The following is a 26,459-nucleotide window of genomic DNA, read 5'->3' on the forward strand; positions in this document are numbered from 1 at the left end:
AGCAAGCCACCAATTTGTTGGTGGCTGCTGTATACAATTTAGTTGATTGAACTCCTTAAAACCGCCAGCGTACAAAAGCTTCCATCGCCTCGTACTCGGCAAGCCCCAGCTTGTTATACTGGTCGGCGGTGGCTTTGTTGCGGTCTTCGGCACGTTGCCAAAACTCCCGCTGGTCGCTGCCCTGAAACACTACACCATCTTTCTGCGACTGGTGTTTAAAGATACCGTGCCTTTTCTTTAAAACCTGGTCGGGACTCATAGGTACTGCCATTTCAATTTGGTCAATATCCCATTCGGCCCAGGCACCTTTGTACAGCCATATCCAGCAGTCGGCCATGAACGGTTCGCCTTTCAGCCGGCGCACTGCTTCAAACACGCCTTCGAGGCAAACGCGGTGTGTGCCGTGCGGGTCGGCCAGGTCGCCGGCCGCGTAGATCTGGTGCGGCTTTACCTGTGCAATGATGTTGGTAATGATCTCGTAATCCGCTTCACCAATTGGCTTTTTCTCAATAGTGCCGGTTTCGTAAAAAGGCAGGTTTAGAAAATGTACTTGCTCTTCCGGGATGCCTACAAACCTGCAGGTTGCTTTTGCCTCGCCCTGGCGGATGATGCCTTTTACAAATTTGAGTGCATCAATATCCCGTTCGCCATTGCGTTTGTTTTGCAAAAAGTAGTGCGCATCCTCGTAAATTTTTTCCGATGCCGCACACTGCACATTGAACTTGCTATTGTAGTCCTTTACAAACTCTATAAAGCGAAATGCTTCATCATCGGCCACCGCAATATTTCCTGATGTTTGATAGGCCACATGTACCTCGTGGCCCTGGTCCACCAGGCGCTGAAAGGTGCCGCCCATCGAGATGATGTCATCATCGGGGTGTGGGCTGAAAATCAGCACTCTTTTCCTCCCTGGCTCCGCCCGTTCCGGCCGGTTCGAGTCGTCGGCATTGGGCTTGCCGCCGGGCCAGCCGGTAATGGTGTGCTGCAGGTGGTTGAACACTTCGATGTTGATATCGTATGCCTGGCCGTGCAGCGCCAGCAGGCTGCTCAGGCCATTTTCGTTGTAGTCGTTGTTGGTGAGTTTTAAAATAGGCTTGCCCAATGTAAGCGCCAGTTGCGTTACTGCTTTTTTGATCAGCGCATTATCCCACACCACTTCGTCGGTGAGCCACGGAGCTTTTCTGCGGGTTAAATCGGCTGCGGCGGCTTCGTCTAAAATAAACGCAACATTGTGGTGGCCCTGCAAATACGATGCGGGCACAAACTCGGTAACCGGGCCTTCGATGGCTTGTTTTAAAATGCCCGATTTGCGTTCGCCCCAGGCAAGCAATACTACACGTTTGGCTTTTAAAATGGTGCCCACACCCATCGTAATGGCTTTGCGCGGCACACGGGCCATGCCACCAAACTCAGGCGCTGCATCCGACCGCGTAACATGATCAAGAGTAATGAGGCGGGTACGTGATGCTTCATGCGAACCCGGTTCGTTGAACCCAATATGCCCGTTGCGGCCAATGCCCAATAGTTGAAAATCGATGCCGCCGTATGCTTCGATTTTTTGTTCGTAATCGTCGCAATGGCGGGCTACGCTGTCCTGCGGCGTGGTGCCGTCGGGGATAAAGCAATTGATCCCGTCAATGTCGACATGCGCAAATAAATTTTCCTGCATAAAATGCCGGTAGCTCTGCAGGTTATCGGCGGGCAATCCAAAATATTCATCGAGGTTGAATGTAACTACGTTTTTAAAACTCAGTCCTTCTTCCCGGTACATGCGTATGAGTTCGGTGTACACTCTTTTGGGCGTTGAGCCCGTTGCCAGTCCCAGCACGGCCCATTTTCCTTCGCCTGCACGTTGGCGGATAATGTTTGCTATTTCCTGCGCTACAGCGCCGGAGGCATCCACTGCCGACGCATATATTTTGGTGGCAATTTTTTCGTAGGCATACAACTGGTGTGGCACTATTGTTTCGGTGATCATGAATGGAATGATTTGCTGCGCCAAACTTATTCAATATAGTGCCCCCATGTTGGCGCAATCGTTTGATCAAGTCAAAGGTTGTGTCATCAATGTTGACAGCAACACAAATTGTTGTTTGCTTTTGTCCAGGCTCAGCTCTGTGCGCTACTGTGCATTTGGAATAGCTGTATTTAATTAGGGACAAGGGTTTCTGTTGTTAAAAAAGAAGACGCCCTACAGCATGGAATGCTGTATTTTTTAGATAAAATGCTTGCAGCCCTCATTGTATTGTGTTACTAGCGCATTGTGCAAACGTTTGTTCATTTTGCCTGCTGTGCTGCGGCCCGGCAAAGAAAATTTTACCTTTGGCAAACCGGCGTCACTCCTGTTGTTACAGGCACCGGGTAGTTGCACGCCGCGTTGCAATGTTCGGCACAGCACCATTTCTTTCACCCACTAAAACACACGACGCTTCCATTATGAGTACAAACCGCAGAAGCTTTCTTCGCAATATAACTTTAGGCTCCGGCGCACTGGCCGTTGGCCTGCCCGCTTGGGCCGCTACAGATGCAGCAAAAGACGAAGCCTTGCAACGCACCTACGACTGGGCGGCACGTGGCCAGCGTTTTAACATGAGCGGTTATGCTGCGCCAAAAATCGACAAGGTGCGGATCGGCTTTATCGGGCTGGGCATGCGTGGCCCCGGCGCCGTCGACCGCATTTCGCATATTGAAGGCGTGGAGATAAAAGCGCTGTGCGATAAAGATCCCAAACGTGCCAGTGATGCGCAGGCTTATTTAACCAAAAAAGGCCTGCCCAAAGCAAAGGAGTACAGCGGTGAAAACGGGTGGAAAGACATGATCAACAACGAGGAGCTGGACCTGGTGTACATCTGCACGCCATGGCACTTGCACACGCCCATGTCGGTATATGCCATGGAGCATGGAAAACATGTTGCCTGCGAAGTGCCCATTGCCGTAACCTTGGACGAATGCTGGCAGCTGGTGGAAACATCGGAAAAGACCCGCAAGCATTGCATGATGCTGGAAAACTGCTGCTACGACTTTTTTGAAATGCTCACGCTGAACATGGCCCGCAACGGTATGTTTGGCGAACTGGTGCATGCAGAAGGCGCTTATATCCACGACCTGCGCGACCTGAATTTTAGCAAAACCGGCTACGCAGATATGTGGCGCTTAAAAGAAAATTTCCGCAACGGCAGCCTCTATCCTACGCATGGATTAGGCCCGGTGGCGCAGTGCCTCAATATCAACCGGGGCGATAAATTGAGCCATCTTGTTTCGATGTCGAGCGGCGATTTTATGATGGGTGCAATGGCCAGGGAAAAAGCAGCGCAAGACCCGTTTTATGCACCTTTTGCTGGTAAAACTTACCGCGGTAATATGAACACCACGCTAATGCATACCGACAAGGGTAAAACCATCATGATCCAGCACGATGTTACATCGCCAAGGCCATACTCCCGCATCCACATGATCAGCGGCACCAAAGGTGCAGCACAAAAATACCCGGCGCCGGAGCGCATTGCATTTGGCCACAGCTGGGTAAAGAGCGAAGAACTGAAAGAGCTGTATGCCAAATACACGCCACCCATCATCAAGCATGTTGGCGAAATAGCCAAGCAAATTGGTGGTCATGGTGGTATGGACTTCATCATGGACTGGCGCCTGATCGATTGCCTGCGCAACGGCTTGCCGCTGGACCAGGATGTGTATGATGGTGTGTTGTGGAGTGCTGTTGGCCCGCTGAGCGAACGTTCGGTTGCCAAGAAATCACGTACGGTTGATGTGCCCGATTTTACCCGTGGTGCATGGAAAACCAATAAGGTAGTAAACCTGACGCTGGACGGCGGTGGTAATACCGCGGTGCGTAAAAAAGCATTGTAATAAACCTGTCTCGTTAGCACAAAAGATTCATTCAATAAAACGACTTGTGCGCTATTGCATGTATCGCACCATCCTGCACTAGTATTAAGTTGTTGGCTGGGTGGACAGACTGCCGCTGCGCCGGGCATCATAAAACACTGCAAACGTTTGCGCAACTAAATCTGTCCAAACATTATTATGTTTATTCTTTCATGTTAGCAGAAGCAATCTCATGTTCACGAAGGCCAATATGTTTATATTGGTCTTCTTTGTTTGAAAATGCGTTGCCTGCTTTTGCCTGCGTGCCACTGGCATATCAAACCGCAATTGCGTAATGAAGACCACTATTCATTTTGTATACTTTTTGTTCTTTATGCTGGCATGTGCGCCCAATGCACAAAGTGCTGATACGGTACGGGTGGTAACGCATAAAGCGGCCACCATTGTTACCGATCCGGCACAGGGTTTTAAATTGTATAAAGCATGGGGCAAATTCCCGGCTGCAACAGAACCCATCCGCCAAATTAAACTAAAGCTGAAGCTGGCTTGTCCCAACGAGTTTCGTTGCGCCGACTGGGATTATAAAGACCACATTACCATCAGGCGCACCGGGGGTGTTGGCGGCACCTCGCAGGACTTTGAAATTGGCCGCATGCTTACACCTTACGGCGGCGCTTTTGGTAGGGGCTGGCAGTTTAATTGGGAAGTGGATGTAACCGATTTTAGCATGCTGCTGCGCGACTCGGTGGAAATTGAATACAACCACACCGGCTACGAACCATCGGAAGACCGTGGCTGGAGCCTTACCCTCGAATTCGAGATCATTCGCGGAAAAGCTGCATGGGAGCCCATTGCCATTCAAAAGGTATACGACGGTTCCTTTCGCTACGGCGATAGTGCCAACAGTATTGAAAACAGCCTGAAGCCTGTTTCGTTTGCGGCTGCAAAAGGCGCACATATGGCGCGGTTGCGGGTGGTGCAAACGGGCCATGGCATGGACCGCCCTGATGGTTGCGGTGAGTTTTGCAACAAATACCGCGAGGTTTGGTTTGATGGCAAAATGCTGGACCGGCGGGCCATTTGGAAAAAATGCGGCGACAACCCGCTGTATCCGCAGGCCGGCACCTGGATCTATGACCGGGCTGCATGGTGCCCCGGCGACCTGGTGCAACCCGACCTCTACGAACTGCCGGTGCAGCCGGGTAAGCAGCACACCATCGACATCAACATGCAGGTATACAACGCTGTAAACCCAAGTGCCGATGAAGTGATTACGGCTTACCTGGTGCAGTATAAAAAGGCAGCGGTTGCACACGATGTACGCATCAATGATATTGTTGCGCCTTCGGGCAAAGATGCGCACCGGCGGCACAATCCCGCAACCATGCAACCCACCGTGTTAGTGCAAAATATGGGCTCGGAAACAGTGCGGACACTGCAGGTAAAATACGGTACTAAAGGCTTTGCGCCACAAACCTATACATGGAAGGGCACGCTGCTTCCGGCCGCTATGCAAACCATTACGCTGCCCGGTATCATCCGGAGCCATGCTGGCACAAATACATTTGAAGTGGAATTAATTCGGCCCAACGGCAAGCAGGATGGAGACCAAAGTGACAACCGGCTAACAAGTTTCTTTACTGCAGCGCCGCGCCACGATAGCCTGCTGGTGGTGTACCTACTTGCCAATAACCAACCGGCGCACAACAGTTATGCGCTTACCAACAGTAAGGGCGATACGGTGGCAAAACGTGCACTGGGCTCGCTAGCCGCCAATCAATTGTACCCCGACACAGTGCGGCTGGCGCAAGGTATGTACCGCTTTTCTTTTTTAGATACCGCCGATAATGGATTGGAGTTTTGGGCCAATGCCCGTGGCGGCAGCGGCAAGCTGCGTTTGCTGAATGGAACCGGCGCCATGCTCAAAGATTTTGAATCAGACTTTGGGTCGTCGGTGCAATATGATTTTGAAGTAGGACCAACTCCCGATGCGATCAAAAATGAAATGTCGTTTGGCCTGTACCCCACCCGCACACAGGACAAAACAACTTTTGACTTTTATGCCAACAACCCGCAGGATGTGGTGGTGCAACTGGTAACCGATCCCGGTGAGCAGGTTGTGGAATCACACCACTATACGCAGCTAAAAGAAGGCCTGTTTACCTACGACTTGAGCCGCTATCCAAAGGGTCGGTTTTACCTTGTAGTAACCATCGGTGGCAAAGAGCAATTCAGGAAGCGCATCCGGCACAAAGAATAATTTTTTTCCATAAAATAGTAACAAAATGTTACCACAACAACTGACGAAAACATTGGCCGGTGCGGCTTTGCTCTTTTCGGCAACGTTGCCTGCACAGGCCCAAACAAAAATTGCGGCTGATGATATCCGTGAGAAAATGCAATGGTTTGCCGATGCCAAACTGGGCATCTTTGTTCACTGGGGTATTTACGCCGTAAACGGCGTGGACGAAAGCTGGAGTTTTTACAACAAAAAGATCAGCCATGCTGATTACATGAAGCAGATGAGCGGTTTTACTGCTTCGGGCTACAACCCCGAAGCATGGGCCGACCTCATTGCGGAAAGCGGTGCCCGGTATGCAGTGATCACCACCAAGCACCACGATGGTGTGGCACTGTGGCCCACCAAGCAGGCGCATTACAGCGTGGTAAAAAACACACCTGCAAAAAGAGATTTGCTGACGCCGTTTTTTGCGGCGCTTGACAAGCGCAACATCAAACGCGGCGCTTATTATTCGCTGCTCGATTGGAGCCATAAAGACTATCCCGCATTTACCAAAGACAGCAACCGGTACGCCATAAAGGACGACCCAAAACGCTGGCAGCGGTTTCAACAATTTAATGAAGCGCAAATGCAGGAAGTGGCCACGTTGTTCAAACCCGACCTGTGGTGGTTTGACGGCGATTGGGAGCACATTGCCGAAGAATGGAATTCGGAACGCATCCGCAAAAATATACTCGATGCAAAGCCGGCTGCCATCATCAACGGCAGGCTGCAGGGCTATGGCGATTATGTAACTCCGGAACAAAATTTTCCGGTAACGCGGCCGAGGTTTAACTGGTGGGAGCTGTGCATGACCATCAACAACAACTGGGGATACCAACCGCAGGATACGGCATGGAAAACACCATACGAAGTCATCACCATTTTTGCAGATGCGGTAAGCAACGGCGGCAACCTCTTGCTCGACATCGGGCCCATGCAGGATGGCACTATTCCGCCGCAGCAGGTACATGTGTTGAAGGAGTTAGGCAAGTGGAATAAAAAACACGAAGCGGCCATTTTCGGAACGCTGGGCGGTTTGCCGCAAGGTCATTTTTATGGCCCTTCTACATTGTCGAAAGACTCTGCTACCGTGTACCTGTTTTTGCCGGGAAAAGTTACCGGAGATGTGGTGCTGAAGGGATTGAAAAATAAGATAGCCAGCATTAAGGTAGTGGGCACCGGGCAAAGCCTGGCGCATAAAGTGGTGGGTAAAATTTCGTGGAGCCCGGTGCCGGGTTTGGTATACATACAAGTGCCCCCTACGGTGCAGGATGATTATATGTCGGTGCTGGAGCTAAAGCTGGATGGGCCGGTGAGTTTGTACCAGGGCATGGGCGGATTGCAGTAGGGAGATGATGGATGATGGTGGGGAATTGGTAGTTAGTAGTTGATAGTGGGTGAATAATTTAAATGAGTTTTCGAAGCATGAATCGTGTTTTTGTTTTTTTGTTACTGGTGTTTTGTGGGATGCGGCTGGCGGCACAGCAAAGCCCGATTATTCCACAGCCACAAAGCGTTGGGTGGGGTAAGGGCAGCTTTACAATTAGCGCCTGCACCGGCTTGCAGTTTGATAGAAAGAACAAAGAACTGCAATGGGCCGTGGCGCCGTTGGTAAAAAAGCTGCAGCAGGCTGCTGGCGTGGATTTGCTGCGGCCCGGTTGTGCTAAGCCGCGGCTGGTGGTAGTGCGGTTGGATGCAACAATTAGAGGCAGCGAAGGATATCATTTATCGGTGCAGCAGGAGTCGGTTGTGATCCGTGCACAACAACCGGCTGGCATTTTTTACGCAGTGCATAGCCTGCTGCAATTGCTGCCGGTTGCTGTTGAATCAAAAGTTCGGGTAGCCAACACAGTGTGGCAGGTGCCAGCAGTAACTATTGAAGATGCGCCCCGCCTCGAACACCGCGGCCTGATGCTGGATGTGGCGCGGCACTATATGAGTGTTGATTCGGTAAAAAGATTTATTGACCTGTTGGCGCGGCAAAAGATGAACCGTTTTCACTGGCACCTCACCGACAGCCAGGGATGGCGTTTTCATAGTAAAAAATACCCGAAGCTCACTACTATCAGTGCATTTCGCAAAGGCACGCCGCTCAATACGACGTATGATTACAACAGTCGTCCGAATGATACGCTGTACGGCGGCTTTTACACCCAACAACAAATGCGCGAAGTGGTGCAATATGCTGCCGAACGTTTTGTAACCGTGGTGCCCGAAATTGAAATGCCGGCACACTCCCGTGCAGCACTGGCGGCTTATCCCGAGCTGGCCTGTCTCAATAGCAACGGCAAGCCTTTTCCTTACCCGCAGCAAATACAGGACGAGTATTGCACCAAGGAAGCAACCTTTACTTTTTTAACCAGCATACTTTCCGAGGTGATGGATATTTTTCCATCGCAGTACCTGCACATTGCCGGCGACGAAGCCGCAAAAACCGCATGGAAAACCTGCCGGCACGACCAGCAACGCATGAAAGAGGAAGGGCTGAATAGTGTAGAGGAATTGCAAAGCTATTTTGTAAAACGCATCACCGCTTTTGTGCAGGGCAGGGGCCGCAAAGCAATTGGATGGGACGAGATCATGCAGGGCGGGCTGGCACCCGGGGCCACTGTAATGAGTTGGACCGGCACCGAACCTGGTATCAAAGCAGCGCAGATGGGGCATGAAGTGATCATGACACCCGGCGAGTACTGTTATTTCGACCATTACCAGTCGGACGCACATGGCGAACCCATTGCATGGGGCGGGCTTACCACGCTGGCAAAAGTATACAGCTACGATCCGGTGCCCATTACATTGAACAACACTGCTGCCAGTTTGATCAAAGGCGTGCAGGGAAACTTGTGGACTGAATTTATACCCACTGCTGCAAAGGCCGAATACATGATGTTTCCCCGCGCCATTGCACTAGCAGAAGTGGGCTGGACGGCACCACAACAAATGGGCTACAGCGATTTTAGCCGCAGGCTGGTGTCTTACCTCAAACGCCTCGATGCACAAGGTGTTGCTTACTCGCGGCACCTGTTTGACCTGAAGCTGCAACATGCAGCCGATGAGGCGGGCAACATTTCCGTAACGTTAAGCGGCGTCGAAAATGGAGCGCCTATTTACTACACGCTGGACGCCACTGCACCCACATTGCAATCGGCGGTATTTACAGAACCATTGGCAATCAAAACACATGCGTTGCTGCGTGCTGCAGTTATATTGGAAGGCATTACGGTGGCACAGTTGCAACGGCAGTTCATCATGCACAAGGGCGCCGGAAAAAAGGCAACGCTGACCCATGCACCGAGCAGGCAATACAGCAAAGGCGGTGGAGGTGCCTGGCACAACGGCATCCGCGGCAGCGACGAACGTTTTAACGACGACGAATGGCTAGGGTTTAATGGAAAGGCATTTGAGGGAACGATGCAATTAGGCGCTGCGCAAACATTCACGTCGCTCAATACCCGCTTTTTTCATAAGCCATCATCATGGATCTGGGTGGCAAGTAAATTAACGGTGCAGGTATCCGATGATGGCGTCAATTTTACCACCATTGCCCAAAAAGAGGTAACGCCGCCGGCAACCGAAGGCTCTGTGGCGGTGCAGCTTACCTGGCCGCCGGTGGCTGCAAAGTTTGTGCGCATTGTGGCAACACCTTATGGCATCATCCCCGAAGGGTATTCAGGCGCCGGCAGGGAAGCCTGGTTGTTTGTCGATGAAATGATCATTGAATAACGCAATGCATCATTTTTAGTCATTCACTTTTCAACCATCAAAATATTTAGTTCGATGAAACAGCTTGTTGTAAAACAATCCTTTTTACTGGCTGCCATTTGTGCCGGCACACTGGTGTTGCAGGCGCAAAAGGGGGCGCAGGAAAAAGCAAATTTTGTGCACATTAAAGCAGGCGAAAGCAGCGCAGAAATTTTACGCAAGGCAGCCAACATTGTGCCCACGCCGCGGCAATTGCGCTGGCAGCAACTGGAGCTGACCGCATTCTTTCATTTTGGCGTGAACACATTTACCGGAAAGGAATGGGGCACCGGCAAGGAAGACCCGCAAATATTTAACCCCACTGCACTGGATGCAGATCAGTGGGTACGCGTAGCTAAAGAAGCAGGAATCAGGCAGGTGATTTTGACTGCAAAGCACCACGATGGTTTTTGCCTGTGGCCCACTGCCACCACCAAACATTCGGTGGCCAGCAGCCCATGGAAAGAGGGCAAAGGCGACGTGGTAAAAGAGGTGGCCGCAGCCTGCAAAAAGTACAATATTGGTTTTGGCATTTACCTATCGCCGTGGGATATGAATGCACCGGTATATGGCACGGATGCATACAATGATTTTTTTATAGCACAACTAACGGAGCTGCTTACCCAATACGGCCGTGTGGATGAAGTGTGGTTTGACGGCGCCAATGGTGAAGGCCCCAATGGTAAAAAACAGGTGTATGATTTTGGCCGCTGGTATGCGCATATCCGCAAGCTCCAACCCGAAGCGGTGATTGCCATTATGGGACCCGATGTGCGCTGGGTGGGTACCGAAACAGGCTATGGCCGCGAAACTGAATGGAGCGTGGTGCCTGCCGATAACCTGGACCAGGATGCAGTGGCGGCCTCCTCGCAGCAAGGCGTGGCATTTAAACCGCAGGGCGATATGCGCGGCGATGATTTGGGCAGCCGGCAAAAGATCAGCAATGCGAAAGGCCTGGTGTGGTACCCAGCTGAAACAGATGTGTCCATCAGGCCGGGTTGGTTTTATCATGCAAAGGAAGATAGCCTGGTAAAAACACCGCAAAAACTGCTCGATATTTATTACAGTTCCGTGGGCCGCAATGGTGTGTTGCTGCTCAATATTCCGCCAGATGGCCGTGGCCTGGTACACGAAGCGGATGTGGCTGCATTGCAGGGATGGAAAGCTTTACGCGATGCAACATTTAAAAACAACCTGGCAAAAGGTGCAGTCATTACATCGACCAATGGTGTGCGGCCGGCAGCGCTGCTTGACGACAATGATGCAACTTATTGGACTACCAAAGGCAGCGACACTACCGCAGTGATTGAGCTGGACCTGAAAGGGACCAAGACCTTTGATGTGCTGATGTTGCAGGAGCAAATTGCCGTGGGGCAGCGCATTGAATCGTTTGTGCTGGAATACCAATCGGGTGGGCAGTGGATGAAAGCAACAGAAGGCACCACGGTGGGTTATAAAAGGTTGCTTCGTTTTGATGCCGTTACTGCCAACAAAGTGCGGCTGCGTATTACCGCATCGCGGCTGCAGCCCACACTGGCGGCGTTTGGATTGTACAAGCAGGCGGCGCAGTAAAATATTTTTGTAAAGAACTTAAGCCAATAAGCCATGCTTGTCGGCTTTTTTATGTTTGTTGGTCAATGAGGTAATTTATTCGGATCACATATTTGTTTATGTTGATAAATGTGTCGTTGCATCGGACCATACTTTCAAAATTCTATACCGGGTTTGTGCCCTGACGTTGCCAATTTTTTAAAATATCAAAACTAATTAATGGGTAACCATTAATCGGCCTTTTATCAGTACCGCTGCTGATGTAAATCAACGCCCTGCATACGCTAAAAGCCGCCATCCTTCGATAACATTGCTGTACGGAAACGGACGTAAAAACACCGCTGGATGTATGTTACACATTAAAGACTTAAGGATTGGAAATAAAGTTTCGGGTACCGGCCTCCACGAAGGCAGGGTGCTCACCATCCGCACCATGGAATATTTTGATGATGCCGGCTTTGTGTTGTTTTTTAAAGAACACGATGAAGGCGAATACCTGCGTGATTGCCTGCCTATTCCCATAACCGGTGAAATATTGGAGCAGGCTGGTTTTGCGCACAAAAACTTGGGGCCGTTGCAGCAATATGTGCAGGGTTATAATGCTTTTACCCGCGATCACCTGATAGTGCTGGAATGGTCGGAGCGCTGCGGTTACTTTTTTTATAACAACGCTGCGCACCCCATAAAGTATGTGCACCAGTTGCAAAACCTATATCAATTACTCACCGGCGAAGAACTGCATTTTGAAATGCTGCCCGACCGGTTGTTGTACGAAACCGGCGCTGAAGTGCTGGCATAAAAAGCTGCTTTAAAACAAGTAGACCCTAATCAAAAATAAAAGCTCCGGATGCATGCGTATCCGGAGCTTTTTGTTGGGTGTTTGGCCAGGTTAGCTAAATGGTTGCGATCCATCGAAAGGCATTACTTGTCGCTTTTTTGGTAACGCGACCAGGCAGTGGCGCCATTCGATTTCAAAATCATTTTGGTTGCGGCATCTTCCAGGGTGATATAGTAGTGGGTTCCGGCTTCGTTGGACACTTCCACCAGTTCGGAAACCCAGTACTGGCTATAGGTCTGTTTTACTTTTGCCAGCAGCACCATCGGCAGTTCGGTGGGGCTGAGGTGGCGGGTAACGGCAATCATATTGCCTGCTTCATCGTAGTAGGCATAGGCATAACGGCCAGCTACCTGGAAGCTTACTTTATACAGGTCGTCGGCAACGGCCCAACTCACAGATTGTGCCTGCGAAAAAGTGGTTTCAAATGCACGGATTGCAGCAGGGGCAACTTTTTCAGGAGTACCGGTGGCGCCTGCAAAAAATGAAGAAAGTACAGTCAGGAGGATGAGTAAAGGTTTCATGATCGTTTGGTATTGATGTTTTTGATTGTTGTTTGTTGTGCATGTATGACGGAACAAAACTACCGGGGGTTACAGCCGGCAGCAAGCAAATTGTGAAGGGTGGCAGGCGCTGTTAAAAGGATTAACAGCGGGACGAGTGGTGGGAGGTTTTTTTGTGAGTTTTGAATGAAGGAGTGGAAAGCGTTGTTTAGTGAATTCGTTAGGAGATTGTATCCGCTTTTGCGTTGATTTATTTGATAGGTGACGGGGTGCAGAATTATGGAGTGTATCTGGAAGCTCCATCTAGTACATCATTTCTATCACGCTTTTACTTTTTTGCTCCTGCAAAAAAGTAACAAAAAAGCAGGCCCGGAATCAAATGACAGCCTGATTCCGGGATAACGCCTTGATTAAGCTGTGGTACTACTGTGGTGAAGTGCTGTAGATCACTATTCATCAATAAGGAGATTTGAAGCATATTTATCTAGTACACACATTTTATAGATATAAGAACAGCTCGAAATTTTTCGTTTATCGTGCACTGTTATAAAAGTGCAGGTTGATGTATTACTATTGGTTGCTTTGTTTATGCAATTGGCTCCGTGTAAAAACAAAGTATGGGTGAATCAAAATGACTTATTCAATCAATGCAGTTTGTTGGAAAAACGATGAATCTTTTTCACCAATTTCAATCTCTCTCCGCTTTATGCTAATTCATTAACGCTCATGATTGCTATCATCTGTTTAAAATTATTTGATAAAAAATTATTGTTTTTCAATAAATATTTATTAGCATTGGGCAAGATTTCGATTTTAAAAACCGCATATGAAAAATAGAAACAATCAAATTTTGGCCGTCATGCACGTGCTGTGCTGGGTGGCATTTATTGGTTTGCTCATCAAGGGCGGCGCCATACTCGTGGCATACGGCGTAAGCCTGTTCAATCCGCAGGCATCGCAGGATCTATACCAGGGGCTCAACCTGTTGGCGTTGCGGCAGTACAGTTTCTGGCATTATTCCGGCACTGTTTCTTTTATTGTAGCCCTTGTGCTGCTGCAGGCATTTATTGCGTTTCTGGTCATTAAAGTGTTGGGTAAAATAAAACTGGAACATCCGTTCAAAATGGAAGTGTCGCTGCTGCTGGAGCGCATTGGTAATATAACGCTGGCAACATGGGTGGTGGCAGTGTTGTCGAATGCACATACCAAGTGGTTGTGGAAACGGGTGGATGGCTTTCAAGGCGAACTGGTTTCAGTTGAATTTATTTTCCTGGCGGGTGTAGTGTTTATTCTTTCGCAGGTGTTTAAAAAGGGTGTCGATCTTCAAACCGAACATGAACTAACAGTATAACACATGCCCATTATTGTGAACCTCGATGTAATGATGGCCAGGCGTAAAATGTCGCTCAACGAGCTGTCCGAAAAAGTGGGCCTTACGCTGGCCAATCTTTCCATATTAAAAACAGGCAAGGCCAAAGCCGTCCGCTTCAGCACACTGGAAGCTATTTGCAACGTGCTGCAATGCCAGCCGGGCGACATATTGGAGTATGTGCCGGACAAAGCGTAAGCTTTTTCTAAAGGGTGCTTTTAAACTTTACAACAGGGTATTATCTTAACCGGTGCAATAACAGTTTTATTCACCAAAGCCCTGTTTATGTTCATCGAAAATCATTTGCTGAAAGCCGAACATGCACACGAAAAGATTGTACAATCACCATCGCCCAATGCACGGGGCATCATTGATCCCGATTACCTGATCATACACTACACGGCCGGAGACACAGCCCGTGCGGCCATCGACTGGTTTATGAACACGGCCAACAATCCCGATAAAATTGCCGCGCATATTGTACTCGACCTCGATGGCACCATTACCCAATTGGTGCCCTTTAACCGGAGGGCCAACCATGCTGGCAGCAGCGTATGGGATGGCGTGGAAAATTTTAATTTCCACTCGGTGGGCATTGAACTGGTCAATCCCGGTTTTTGCGAAAAGCTGACCGATGGCAGCTACAAACGCAAGGTTACTGCAACCAAGCACCAAAGCTACCCTGCGGGCAGGGCAAAAGATATTTTGGAAACAAGGCACAAACACAAGTTCTGGACGGCCAACGACAACAAGCATTGGTTTAAATTTCCAAAGGCGCAACTCACCGCCCTGTACGAATTGAGCAAAACCCTGGTGAACCATTACCAGATGGTTACGGTGCTGGGCCACGACGATATTTCGCCGCTGCGCAAACCCGATCCGGGACCTTGTTTCCCCTGGCGCGAATTCAAGACCAATGTGTTGGGCCGCCCCGATCATGTGGGCGATTTGTTTCTGGTAAATACGGCAGGCACGAATTTCCGGGTGGATCATTCAACCAATTCGCCGGTCATTAAAAGCCTGTCCAAAGGCTACCAGGTAGGCCTGATTGAAACCTTTGGCGCCTGGAGTAAAGTGTACCTGGCCAATGATAAAAAAGAACTGATGCAGGACGGCCGCTGTATTAAAAGTATTGGGTGGATTCACTCGTCGCTGCTCGATTTAAAATAGGCGTTCCGTTCGTTTAAGCAAGTGGCGTATGTCGGGTTTATATTATCGACGGTGTTTGATTGTTTAAGCCGATTTTTACATCAGTTTATTTAAAAAGCAAACAGGCTTTTACCGGCCGGCACGCACCTCGGTCTGGTGCCGTGCAATATTGTCTTTGATCTGTGTTTTAAATTGTTCGTCCTGTATGTTCATGGGTTCCCAAAGGCCACCGCTTTCGGCTACCCAAAACAGCGGTGCGGCGCCGTTTTGTACAAGGGCCATGGGTTTAAAAAACAGGCGGTTTCCTTCTTTATAAACCTGGTAAGGCACAGCAAAGTCGTCGATCATTAAGGTAGTAGCATACAGCATCATATCTTAACGGCAATATTGTTGGTGATATAAAGTATCTATTTCAAACGCAGCACAACTGGTAGACAAAGAAGTTTTCAGCTATGCTGCTTGCCCGTTTTGCACAAGCGGGCTATTACCTTGCCTGTAAAAATGTGCCGGAATAAATGACTGGGTTGATGGGCCTTTGGCGCAAAGTGGCCGTACGGCTTTTTTGTTTTAAGTAAAAAAAGCACTGCTGAAGAAGTTTGAACAAAAGCGACAATTGCAGAAATTTTCTGATGCACGATATTCCGTAGATTTAAGGGGAGCTATTTGGTGCAGCAGCCTTTGCGAAAGGGCAAAAAAAGAGGCCGAATAGAAATCCAGCCTCGGTGTCAACTAAATGATTGTTATGCTAAAGCCGAAGGTATGGCTATGCTTTCAGTAAACGATGCCACAGCGGGCAAATTAAGTGTATTGTTAACATTTATTAACCTAAGCGGCCAAAAGCAGCCACTGCCGGCCTTTTAGCACCAGTTATAGCTGCGTTTTTTCCAATACATACACCACCAGTTCCCGGCGTACAGCAAACCCCAGTTTGCGGTATAGGGCCACTGCCCCTTCATTTTCGGGGTACACATGCAAAAACGGGATGCGCCCCGCGGCGCTGATCTGTTCCACCTGGCTTTGAATGAGCATACCCGCATAGCCTTTGCCCAAAGCATCGGGGTGGGTGCAAACGGCACTCAACTCGGTGTAGGGATCGGGTTGCAGCCGTTGGCCGGCCATGGAAACGAGTTGCCCGTTTTCGAAGATGCCTTCATAGTTGCCAAAGTCGATGGTGCGTGGCAAAAACGGGCCGGGCTTAGTCAGTTGGGTTAGCGCCAGCATGTGCGGAATATGGGCTTCTGTAAGCGGAATAATGTTGTCGCTGCGGCTTGCGGCAGCGCCGGTATTGTTGTGCACCATTTGCAGCAGGTTCTTTTCCAACTGCACCTGCCAGCCGGCGGGAACGGGCAGGGTGGCAGGCGTAAACAGTACGACAATTTCACCCACTTCAATGGCCGCATGCAATGCGCTCCACGCTTCGGGTTCGTAGCGGGGCATACCTGCAAAAGCGCCCATATCGCGGCGGATGAACGCTGCGTTTTTATTGCTAAAGGCAAACGGGCGGTTGCCGGTTTGTAAAGCATTCCAGATGGGATTGTCCAGTACATGTGTCTTTGCGTGGGGCATAAAGAAATTTGGGATGCAAAGGTAGTGTTGGTGTAAGAAAGGGTTGTCTTTACATATCGAGTTTTCGCATAAGCCTGCATTCAATCAAAGAGCAGCAGCCTTTTGACTTTAAACGCAAAACTTCCCGCATTACGGTCCATTAACATGCTAACGTCGGGACCTCGAATGTGCTTTTAACTGTAGTTCTAATCTTGCTATACTTAGCGCCAGCCCTCGTTAGTTATTTACCGCAATCATTGTTTTTTTAACCAAAAAATGAAACATTTAAGAAAGCATGTTTTATGAACCAGACACACCTCCATTTACTCATCACCCATCTTCCCATTTTCGGTTCAATTTTGGGTGGCATTGTGTTGGCTTACGGGCTATGGGCAAAAAGTGATCAAACAAAGCTGGCTGCATACATCCTATTTATCATTGCTTCGGTGGGTGCTGGCATTGCCTATGCAACAGGCGAAGCTGCCGAGGAAACAGCGGAGCGGATTGCCGGCGTTTCTGAGCATTTAATAGAACAACACGAAGAATTTGCAGTATTTGCTTTAATATCATTGATCGTGCTTGGTGTTGCGGCGCTTGTTGGTCTTTTGCTTACTGTTCGAAAATCAAAATGGACCGGCACCACAGCAGTGGCCGTTTTGTTTATTTCAATAATTAGTTTCGGGCTGGTGGCAAGAACCGGGTATTTAGGCGGACAAATTCGGCATACAGAAGTTCATGCAAATTCAACCGCACCATTGCCGGGTGGCGAAAGCAAGGAGCATCACTGATATTCGATTGATGTGTGATGCATGAATGGCAGGCATCGAGCAAAATGGAGTGTTTTTATAAAGTAAAAAATTGAGCGTGGTAACCATCGACAATTATCTGGACAGCCATTACATTCATCGCAGTAACTGGTTGCGGGCAGCCGTTTTAGGTGCCAATGATGGCATTATTTCCATATCTAGTCTTGCCATTGGCGTGGCTGCAGCCAGTGCTTCAAGAGATCCGATTGCACTGGCAACGGTTGCCGGTTTGGTTGCAGGTGCTTTGTCGATGGCTGCAGGCGAATATGTTTCCGTAAGTTCTCAAACCGACACGGAGAAAGCCGACATTGAAAGGGAAAAACAGGAGCTTGCAGAAATGCCGGAAGAAGAACTAAATATACTGGCCCAGATTTATGAACGGCGGGGACTAAAAAAGGAAACTGCGCTGCAAGTGGCAATAGAACTAACGGAGAAGGACGCTTTGGCTGCACATATCAGGGATGAATTGGGCATCAATGAAATCAGCCAGGCCAACCCAATACAAGCAGCCGTGGCGTCAGGTGCATCTTTTATTGCTGGCGGTGTGTTGCCGCTGTTGGTGGTGCTTTTTGCGCCGGTAAAGTATATGGAGTTGTGCCTGTATGGTTTTACCATCATTTTTCTGATCGTTTTAGGAGCAATTTCAGCAAAGACAGGCGGGGCCAATATTGGAAAGGCCATTGTACGCATTACCGTGTGGGGCACATTGGCCATGGGGCTATCGGCATTGGTGGGGTATATCTTTGGGGTTAATGTATAGTCTTGCTTTGGAGTACTTCCGGGTAATTGCAGTAATGGATAACATTTTGTGCAATTGTGTAGGTGAGCAAACATATAATGGCCGAGGCACAACATCCAGGCGAGTTGTAGCAGGTTAAAATGAACGAACACTTGCTCACTTCAAACACGCCTTCAGCATTAAATACGAGCAAGTGATATTTAAGTGAATAGAGACGGAGAATTGTTTTGAACTTACAGCAACAATTTCAATCTGTTTATGGAAATAATTACAAAAATTCTAATTGGTATCATTGCGCTGGAGCATCTGTACATCCTGTACTTTGAAATGTTTGCTTGGGAAACGATCGGGAAAAGAACCTTTACTTCCTTGCCGGAACATTTGTTTAAACCCACAAAAGGATTGGCCGCCAACCAAGGGCTTTACAACGGTTTTTTAGCAGCTGGACTGATTTGGAGTTTGTTTATTTCGGACGTCACCTGGTTTAGAAACATTGCTTTGTTCTTCCTGGCTTGCGTAGCCATCGCTGGTATTTTCGGCGCATTAAGCGTAAGCAAAAAGATCTTTTTTGTTCAAGCCTTGCCTGCTATCATTGCTATCATTTTTCTGTTCATCTCTTACTTCTGACGCTGCCATTTTTTGCTCCATTGGACTTGTGGTTGATATTGCGATAGCATGCCTGAATGATGCCTGGTCTTATCGAACTGTGCTCATAAATTGCGATTCACGATGTTTCTTAATTAGTAACACCCAAGTTCAGGCTGCGTTCTATTAGGTAGAACGGGGTTCATATTCCTGTAAAGTGCAGGAGTTTTCATACATTCAAACCCACCTTTTACCGCAGTGTTATGAATAAGAATTTGTTGCTTGTTATCTGCTCTGTTTTTTCCTTTTGTTTGCTTTCAACAGGAGTGTTTGCGCAAAAGAACCCGGTTATTGAAGGCTGGTATGCCGATCCGGAAGGCGTGATCTTTGGAAAAGAATACTGGATCTATCCTACTTATTCCGACAAGTATGAAAAGCAGGTGTTCCTTGATGCTTTCTCATCGAAGGATATGGTTACCTGGAAAAAGCACCCACGCATACTCGACACCTCTGTGGTAAAGTGGGCCAAAATAGCCATGTGGGCGCCTTCGATCATTAAAAAAGACAAGCAGTATTTTCTTTTCTTCGCTGCCAACGACATTCAAAGCAAACAACGCAACAAGGTGGCCGACGATACTTTGGGAGGCATCGGTATTGCTGTTGCCGACAATCCTGCCGGCCCTTTTAAAGACTACCTGGGTAGACCATTGATCAATAAATTTTACAACAATGCCCAGCCCATTGATCAATTTGTGTTCAACGATAAAGATGGTCAATATTATATTTTTTATGGTGGATGGGGCCGGTGTAATGTAGGTAAGTTAAACGCAGACTTTACCGGACTGGTGCCTTTTTCGGATAGCGAGTTGGTGAAGGAAGTGACACCAAAAGGTTATGTTGAGGGCCCGACAATGTTTATCCGAAATGGGCAGTATTATTTTATGTGGTCGGAAGGCGGCTGGACAAATGGCACGTATAAAGTGGCTTATGCCATTGCAGATAATGTGCTGGGGCCTTTTGAAAGAAAAGCCACGATCCTGGAAGCCGATGAAAGCATCGCAACAGGTGCAGGGCATCATTCCGTTATCAACATTCCCGGTACCGACGAATGGTATATCGTGTACCATCGCCGTCCAATTCCCAACCTTGGCCGCGACCACCGGGTTGTATGCATCGACCGGTTGCTGTTCAACGCCGACGGCACCATCAAAAATGTGCGGATGACTTTCGATGGCGTGAAGCGTGAACTGAATTAAAGCGCGGTAACGTTATTTCGCTTAAGCCAGGCTAGTAGGGGACATTGCAAGTGTTCTGAGTTCCTTCTAAAACGGGAGCCGGCTCACCAATGGGTTTATAAGAAACAGGAGTCGGTTTAAGTAGGCTTAGGCGTTGATACCGGCTTAGTTTATGGGATTTTTATGTGATATTGACCCAAAACCTCATCCATAGTTTCTCCGAACAAACCGCCCACACTACCTTCACTGTGGCCGCCCAAACTAACTACTAATTAAGGCCTTAACCAGAACCGAGTACAGGAAAACTGTGAAAGTCATTAGGATTGTTATTGCTACTAACCTTGATGGAGTGATCTATCAAGGTTTTTTGTTTTAGCGAAGCTCATTTGCAAATGGCGCATCTCAACTACACTGATATTTTCCAACTGATGTATTGATCGATGAGCCGTTGTAAGTGGAGCATAATTGCGGATATGTTCAAAATCTACACTATATTCAGCGGAACATCAAAAAATCTCGGATTGATATTCAAACTTTCCGAAAGCGTTGTTGAAAATATTGATGCTAAATATGGAGCATGCTAATCCCGATATGAATTGGGTGCTTATGGCTTGATAGTTGTAAAAATGTTCTATGCACTAAAGCAATTAAAATATGGAGCCCAACAACAATAACAACAACGTAATCATTTCAGAGGATGGCCAGCGGCTAACAATAGAAAATGGTTTAATCACCGGCACAGATAACGCCAATCCTGGACTGGCCCACGAAACAGGTAATGTGATGGATGAAGATAACCGGGAGCAAAATGAGGGTGGTGGCGCTTGTCCAACGCATCCAGGCAATTCACTGAGCGATGGTCGCGAATAAAAGCGGGCTGGTGAGGGGGCTTTCTTTTCTGACTTTTTGATAAAAGCTAAATAGTAAGCCACCCTTGTAAAGTATAAAAGCTGCAACTAATTGTTCTGCGATTGGTGCAGCTTTTTTCTTGTGGACAAGACTTGCCGCTGTCCGAAATTTTTTGGTAAAAAATTTAAAGGACATCAATATCTTTTGATTTGTGGTTTTTCTTCCTGAGAATCGTTCCAATCCTTTTCAATCAAACACCTGGCTTTGGGCAAGAGCTAACCCGACTTAAAAAAGAAACCTTGAGCGGCTGAGAAATTCTAAATGGAAAACTGGCGAATACAACGGGTGGAAGCGGACAGCAATCGCTGCGTGGCTTATGAAGGTGAAAGGCGCATATTGGGTTCCATCAATCGACAGTATGCTTTACTCTTTCAAGACTTACAAAAAAAATCGTTGGGTTGATAAAACCAGTTCCTCACAAGAGAATGCCATAGGTCAATAGCATTTTGCTGCAATGGTGGCGGAAGAACAGATTTTGAACTACTGTAATTCCAATCTACTTTAGTGCGAACGGAAAGCTAAGGAGCATTGACTGCACCTGGTGACAGTAACCGTTTTCCCCGTTGTGCGTGTTGCCCCGAACTACTACAACTTTTTGACGCCACGATTGAAGCTTAAAAACTTTTACCATGAAAAAACTGCTGCTATGGATGTTTTTCACTGCCGTTGTTAATAATCTTGCGGCCCAACAGCAACGACATGCAGTCAAGCACTTAAAGATCACCATTCTTAGTACCATGCTATCTCAAAAAGGCATCGGTGAATGGGGGCTTTTCCGCCCTGGTAGAAGCGGACTCAATAAAAATATTGTTCGATGCCGGAGCCCACAAAACAACGGTTCTGGAAAATTGCAAAGAATTGAACATCGACCTTTCCAATGTTCCTACCGTGGTCTTAAGTCACAACCACGGCGACCATACCGTTGGGTGGCTTCCGCTGCGGCATGCAATTAAGGCCGTTAATGCCAATGCCTTGTCGCTAACCCACGTAGGGAAGGGTTTGTTTGATGCACGCATTTCATCGAGTGGCGAAGAAAACAACAGCCGGCGAAACGACTCATTGCTGTATGTTGAAACCGGTGGTCAAATAAAAGTGCACGATAGTTTTACCGAAATACATCCTGGTATCTATCTCTCAGGACCGGTGCCGAGAAAGTACCCGGAAAAGAATTATACGTTGGGAGCTAACACGCTTAGAAGAAAAGATGCGTCAGGCAAGGTGGTGGAAGACATTGTGCCTGAAGACATATCACTGGTAATACGCACAGAGAAAGGACTGGTATTAGTTTCTGGATGTGGTCATTCTGGAATAATCAATACCATAACACATGTTCAGAATAATTTACAGAACCAACCATTGCTTGCGGCCATCGGCGGTTTTCACCTGCTGGAGAATTCGAACGAGCAAATCAAATGGACAGCTGCGCAATTGAAAGAAAGCCGCATTCGCTATTTTATGGGTGCTCATTGTACCGGTATCGAACCAGTGTACCAGATCAGGGAGTGGGTAGGGCTAAAACGGGGTGAATGCATTATTGGATCGGTTGGGGATGTGTTTGATTTGGACAGGGGATTTGTAACAGGCCCGTTGACGAAATAGGAAAGCAAATGGCATCAAACTAAATTACACGAACGCACAATACAGGCTTGTCATTATTTCAGGCGACGAATAATCATTTAGCGTTTGCTTACTGTCAGGCTTTTAAATAACTTACCTGGTTTGATAAAACATTGATGCCGGCACATCCGCAAGCCTCTTTCCATTCGGCGCCATCTTAAATGACACAATAAGAATTATGAAAGTCACTGCCCGATATTTGTTTACACTAACGTTTGCGATTTGGCAGTTTCATTGCTCTGCCCAACAATTGCATTATTCACCCAAGGAGGTAGAAAATATACACGACAGCATTAAAAAAAGCAGGTGGGATATTGGCGGAAGATTATCGCAATACAGTTTTAGATACATGTCTGAATTCTTTCCGGTTGGCATGATTCACAAATCCAGCCAGCCCTATCAGTTTCAATTCAAACCCAATAAATCATTTGAAAAAATTATCGTTAACGGTAAAAATGGTACGCTGTCGCTTGAACATTATTTGAAAGAATTACATGTTGCCAGTTTTATAGTTGTGCATAAAGGTGCTATTGTTTATGAGCAATATTTTTCAATGCTTCCCGACGACCAGCATACACTTCAATCGGTGACCAAAGTCATTACAGCAACCATCATTACAAGTTTGGTCAATGAGCAGAAGATAGATATCAATAAATCAATTGAGAATTATATTCCCGAATTAGGTGCTTCGGATTGGAAGGGAATTTCTGTAAAAGATATTTTAAATATGCGTTCGGGCATGGATACCCGGTCTATAGATTTTGAAACAGGACCTTTTACCAACCCTCAACACAAAAATTACCAGCTCGAGTCGGCATTGGGTATTTTGCCGAAAGCCGGTAATACACCATCGTCTGCATACGAATATATTGCTACATTGAAAAGGGACACAGTGGCTGGCTTGGAAGCAGCCTATTCAAACATCAATACGTTTGTTCTCGGATGGCTTGCTGAAAAGGTTACCGGCAGGAAGTATTGTGATTTGGTAACCGAACGAATATGGAAACCCATGGGAGCATCATCCAATGCATACGTATGTCTTTCCGCTAACGGAATAGCGTGGCCTCATGGTGGTGTTTCGGCAACCTTGCGGGATTTGGCACGGTTCGGAATGATGTACACGACGACTGAGATAAAGGCCAGGAAAGAAAGTCTTATCAGTGTAAAACAACTGCAGGAAATTTTTGCAGCAAAGTCAATAAGCACCCCGTTTGGGCCATTTAAATGGGCCTATCAATGGGACATGGCAAGTGATAATGTGTTGCTGAAAACCGGTTTTGGCGGACAAGCTTTGTATATTGACCCCTATGAAGAAATTGTAATTGCATATTTCAACTATGTTGATAGTGATTGGGGAATGAATTTAATTTCTGATGCAGCATTAAGTGCGATCATGAAAACGGCAAGCGACGCTAAATAAAGACGCAGTCCCAACATAGAGTTTGTCAAAATACAGGCTGATGAATATGGAGTGAACTGGCCATTTTTATTTTGAAACACAACACAGGTTAACCTGAAATGCTGCTAACTCCAGTACTTCTGCAATCCGGTTAATGTTGGCGTTGAGCCATACTCAAAATATAAGATGAACTTCGAGCATATAGAATATTTAAAGCATGGCAATACAAAGCAACGACAGGTTTATCAGCTGTTGGCCAAACACAGCATCATGTCATCGCTGGCGGCTTTTGAACCGATACTTGTGGGCACCATACCCATAAATATTGACACTGATCGTAGTGATATTGATATTATTTGCTACGCTTCCGACTTAAAACAGTTTGCTGAAACAATCAGGGAACTTTTTCAGCGCAATGACGACTTTAAGTTGTGGGAATACCAAGGGCAAGGATCAAATGCCGTTGTTGGTAATTTCAGCGTGGAGCACTTTAGGATCGAAACTTTTGGGCAGGACGTTCCCACCCGCCAGCAACAGGCCTACAGGCACATGCTGATTGAGCATAGATTGCTCCAAGAAAAAGGAGAAAGGTTCCGCCAGGATGTGATTGCGCTGAAACGCAAAGGCGTGAAGACTGAACCGGCTTTTGCAAAGCTACTTGACCTGAAAGGTGATCCATACATCGAATTACTACGTTATGAGGTGGATAACGCTGATGACAGCCAAGGGCGTTAATGGGTATTGCCGCGTAGACCGTTGTGAATATCCAGGCCTGAATCAGTCCATTTTTTTGTTTTTACTTGGTAGTGAAATTTTTCAAATGCCGGCACTCCAAGGCTAACTTCAACTTGTGCACTATCAAAAATATTTTTTACGCTAACGTCATCAAAACTGCAGCTTACATGGGTATTGTTCCTTCAAAGACAATTTTACTCTTACTTTCTTTATGGTCTGTTTTGCTTGTAAAGGCACAGACAGCCTATACCACTGTTGGAATCATTGGTTCTTCCACTGCAAAAGGATGGGATGCATCCACTGCCATGAAACCTGCCGGAGGCAATGACACCCATCAATGGCAGGTAACTTTGCCATTGGTGCAGGGGGAGGTAAAATTCAGAGCAAATAACAGTTGGGATGTGAACTGGGGCAATAGCCCTTTCCCTGTAGGAATTGCGGTGCTGAGCGGAGCAAATATTTCCATCCCGATTGCCGGTAACTATCAAGTGACGTTCAATGACATCACCGGAGACTATTCATTTACCGCTCTTTCATTTGCGCCACCACAAAAGCAGCAAGTGCAAAAAGGACCGGGTAGTCTAAAAGTAGGCAGTGTTGCAATTTTCCATGCAGACGCGAGGGCTCAGGAAATCTTTTCAAGCGGTGAGGATTTTTTAGAGGGACCTGTGATGTCGCCGGATGGTCTACTTTTCTTTTCTGATTTTGGCGAGCAAACCGGGACAGGCATTATCTGGACGCTCCATCCGGAAACCAGGGCATACAAAGTATTTCGCTCTCCAAGCGGCATGGCCAATGGACTTGCCTTTGATGCAAAAGGCGACCTTATTGTTTGCGAGCAGGCAGGTGGAGGCGGCAGGCGGGTAACAAAGACGGACAAGCGAACAGGCATTAGTCGCATCCTTGCGGGGCAATATCTAAACAAACCTTTTAATTCCCCCAATGACCTGTCCATCGATGCAAAGGGAAGAATTTATTTTACCGATCCCAGCTACGTTGTAAGCGCTCCTGTAGAGCAGAATCAAATGGGCGTTTTTCGCATTGATGTGGATGGCAGCGTTCATTTGGTGGCAGCTAATGTGAACAAGCCCAATGGTATTGCCATTTCGCCGGATCAGAAAACCTTGTATGTGGTGAATTGTGATTTTCCCGGCAATGGCAATAAGTGGTACCTACCAGAACAAAAGAATGTGGTGGGCCCCACTGGTGAAGGGGCCGTTTACGCCTTTGACATTAAGGAAGACGGGTCGCTGCAAGCCCGGGCAAAACTCATTGATTTTGGCAATAGTATCGGGCCGGATGGAATGACCCTTGATGCGGACGGAAATCTATACATAGCTATTGGCAACAGTGTGGTGGTATATGATGCAAAGGGAACTAAGCTGTCGCAGATCAAATGTCCGCAGGCTACTAATCTTTGTTTCGGAAGCGGGAAATATAGTAAGACTTTGTTTATAGCAGGTGGTAAAAGCATCTATATGGTTGAAACAAACAAAGAAGGATTCGTGTCTTCAGGAGTCAAGTAAAACAGCCCGTACAAATGCACAAGCGGGTATTGCTCAAATAGCCGCTTCGCTGCGAATGCTTACGGAGAATCTTTATTAATGATAGCGC

The 26,459-nt window shown here is 47.6% G+C and carries 22 protein-coding genes; 18 read left to right on the plus strand and 4 right to left on the minus strand.

What is annotated here, in order from left to right; translation table 11 throughout:
- Positions 1-55 precede the first annotated feature (55 nt).
- Entirely contained in the window at positions 56-1,978 is a 1,923-nt protein-coding gene (gene nagB, locus EPD17_RS06090) for a glucosamine-6-phosphate deaminase (RefSeq protein WP_132052628.1), read from the minus strand.
- Between the two features lie 458 nt (positions 1,979-2,436).
- On the opposite strand from nagB, the gene EPD17_RS06095 reads away from it, so the two are divergent.
- From EPD17_RS06095 to EPD17_RS06120, 6 genes are all read left to right on the plus strand, one after another.
- Positions 2,437-3,864, plus strand: a complete 1,428-nt coding sequence (locus EPD17_RS06095; RefSeq protein ID WP_132052630.1) for a Gfo/Idh/MocA family protein — start codon at positions 2,437-2,439, stop codon at positions 3,862-3,864.
- A 313-nt stretch (positions 3,865-4,177) separates the two neighbouring features.
- On the plus strand, positions 4,178-6,103 hold the full coding sequence (locus EPD17_RS06100) for a peptide-N-glycosidase F-related protein (RefSeq protein ID WP_132052632.1): 1,926 nt from the start codon (positions 4,178-4,180) through the stop codon (positions 6,101-6,103).
- Positions 6,104-6,128: 25 nt separating this feature from the next.
- Positions 6,129-7,475, plus strand: a complete 1,347-nt coding sequence (locus tag EPD17_RS06105; protein ID WP_132052634.1) for an alpha-L-fucosidase — start codon at positions 6,129-6,131, stop codon at positions 7,473-7,475.
- Positions 7,476-7,552: 77 nt separating this feature from the next.
- The gene (locus tag EPD17_RS06110) at positions 7,553-9,850 is read left to right on the plus strand and encodes a glycoside hydrolase family 20 protein (RefSeq protein ID WP_165929541.1); all 2,298 of its coding nucleotides are present in this window, start codon (positions 7,553-7,555) and stop codon (positions 9,848-9,850) included.
- 54 nt (positions 9,851-9,904) lie between these two features.
- Complete coding sequence (locus tag EPD17_RS06115) at positions 9,905-11,440, plus strand: alpha-L-fucosidase (RefSeq protein WP_132052638.1); 1,536 nt, start codon at positions 9,905-9,907, stop codon at positions 11,438-11,440.
- 328 nt (positions 11,441-11,768) lie between these two features.
- On the plus strand, positions 11,769-12,218 hold the full coding sequence (locus tag EPD17_RS06120) for a hypothetical protein (protein ID WP_132052640.1): 450 nt from the start codon (positions 11,769-11,771) through the stop codon (positions 12,216-12,218).
- A gap of 122 nt (positions 12,219-12,340) precedes the next feature.
- Here the strand turns inward: EPD17_RS06120 and EPD17_RS06125 are convergent, their stop codons facing one another.
- Complete coding sequence (locus tag EPD17_RS06125; protein WP_132052642.1) at positions 12,341-12,778, minus strand: hypothetical protein; 438 nt, start codon at positions 12,776-12,778, stop codon at positions 12,341-12,343.
- 838 nt (positions 12,779-13,616) lie between these two features.
- On the opposite strand from EPD17_RS06125, the gene EPD17_RS06130 reads away from it, so the two are divergent.
- From EPD17_RS06130 to EPD17_RS06140, 3 genes are all read left to right on the plus strand, one after another.
- Entirely contained in the window at positions 13,617-14,108 is a 492-nt protein-coding gene (locus tag EPD17_RS06130; protein WP_165929542.1) for a DUF2975 domain-containing protein, read from the plus strand.
- Between the two features lie 3 nt (positions 14,109-14,111).
- Positions 14,112-14,324, plus strand: a complete 213-nt coding sequence (locus tag EPD17_RS06135) for a helix-turn-helix domain-containing protein (RefSeq protein ID WP_114236638.1) — start codon at positions 14,112-14,114, stop codon at positions 14,322-14,324.
- Between the two features lie 87 nt (positions 14,325-14,411).
- Positions 14,412-15,296, plus strand: coding sequence for an N-acetylmuramoyl-L-alanine amidase (locus tag EPD17_RS06140; RefSeq protein ID WP_132052646.1), 885 nt, complete (start codon positions 14,412-14,414; stop codon positions 15,294-15,296).
- Between the two features lie 108 nt (positions 15,297-15,404).
- Here EPD17_RS06140 and EPD17_RS06145 read toward each other — a convergent pair whose 3' ends face one another.
- A complete protein-coding gene (locus EPD17_RS06145; protein WP_132052648.1) occupies positions 15,405-15,647 on the minus strand; it encodes a hypothetical protein in 243 nt (80 codons plus the stop codon).
- A gap of 495 nt (positions 15,648-16,142) precedes the next feature.
- Complete coding sequence (locus EPD17_RS06150; RefSeq protein ID WP_132052650.1) at positions 16,143-16,841, minus strand: GNAT family N-acetyltransferase; 699 nt, start codon at positions 16,839-16,841, stop codon at positions 16,143-16,145.
- Positions 16,842-17,266: 425 nt separating this feature from the next.
- Here EPD17_RS06150 and EPD17_RS06155 point away from each other — a divergent pair, with 425 nt between their 5' ends.
- From EPD17_RS06155 to EPD17_RS06195, 9 genes are all read left to right on the plus strand, one after another.
- Positions 17,267-17,608 (plus strand): hypothetical protein, encoded by a 342-nt coding sequence (locus EPD17_RS06155; RefSeq protein ID WP_240040758.1) that lies wholly within the window; start codon positions 17,267-17,269, stop codon positions 17,606-17,608.
- 76 nt (positions 17,609-17,684) lie between these two features.
- Positions 17,685-18,386, plus strand: a complete 702-nt coding sequence (locus EPD17_RS06160) for a VIT1/CCC1 transporter family protein (protein WP_132052654.1) — start codon at positions 17,685-17,687, stop codon at positions 18,384-18,386.
- A gap of 237 nt (positions 18,387-18,623) precedes the next feature.
- A complete protein-coding gene (locus EPD17_RS06165; protein WP_132052656.1) occupies positions 18,624-18,992 on the plus strand; it encodes a DUF1304 domain-containing protein in 369 nt (122 codons plus the stop codon).
- Between the two features lie 221 nt (positions 18,993-19,213).
- A complete protein-coding gene (locus EPD17_RS06170) occupies positions 19,214-20,206 on the plus strand; it encodes a glycoside hydrolase family 43 protein (protein WP_132052658.1) in 993 nt (330 codons plus the stop codon).
- 633 nt (positions 20,207-20,839) lie between these two features.
- Positions 20,840-21,055, plus strand: coding sequence for a hypothetical protein (locus EPD17_RS06175; protein ID WP_114236646.1), 216 nt, complete (start codon positions 20,840-20,842; stop codon positions 21,053-21,055).
- A gap of 798 nt (positions 21,056-21,853) precedes the next feature.
- Complete coding sequence (locus EPD17_RS06180) at positions 21,854-22,693, plus strand: MBL fold metallo-hydrolase (RefSeq protein ID WP_132052660.1); 840 nt, start codon at positions 21,854-21,856, stop codon at positions 22,691-22,693.
- A gap of 196 nt (positions 22,694-22,889) precedes the next feature.
- Complete coding sequence (locus EPD17_RS06185; RefSeq protein WP_132052662.1) at positions 22,890-24,131, plus strand: serine hydrolase domain-containing protein; 1,242 nt, start codon at positions 22,890-22,892, stop codon at positions 24,129-24,131.
- Between the two features lie 165 nt (positions 24,132-24,296).
- Positions 24,297-24,845, plus strand: coding sequence for a DUF4269 domain-containing protein (locus tag EPD17_RS06190; protein ID WP_132052664.1), 549 nt, complete (start codon positions 24,297-24,299; stop codon positions 24,843-24,845).
- Positions 24,846-25,012: 167 nt separating this feature from the next.
- Positions 25,013-26,371, plus strand: a complete 1,359-nt coding sequence (locus tag EPD17_RS06195; protein ID WP_132052666.1) for an SMP-30/gluconolactonase/LRE family protein — start codon at positions 25,013-25,015, stop codon at positions 26,369-26,371.
- Positions 26,372-26,459 lie beyond the last annotated feature (88 nt).

This window comes from Pseudocnuella soli, assembly GCF_004347775.1.
In the GTDB taxonomy this organism is placed as follows: domain Bacteria; phylum Bacteroidota; class Bacteroidia; order Chitinophagales; family Chitinophagaceae; genus Flavisolibacter; species Flavisolibacter aquaticus.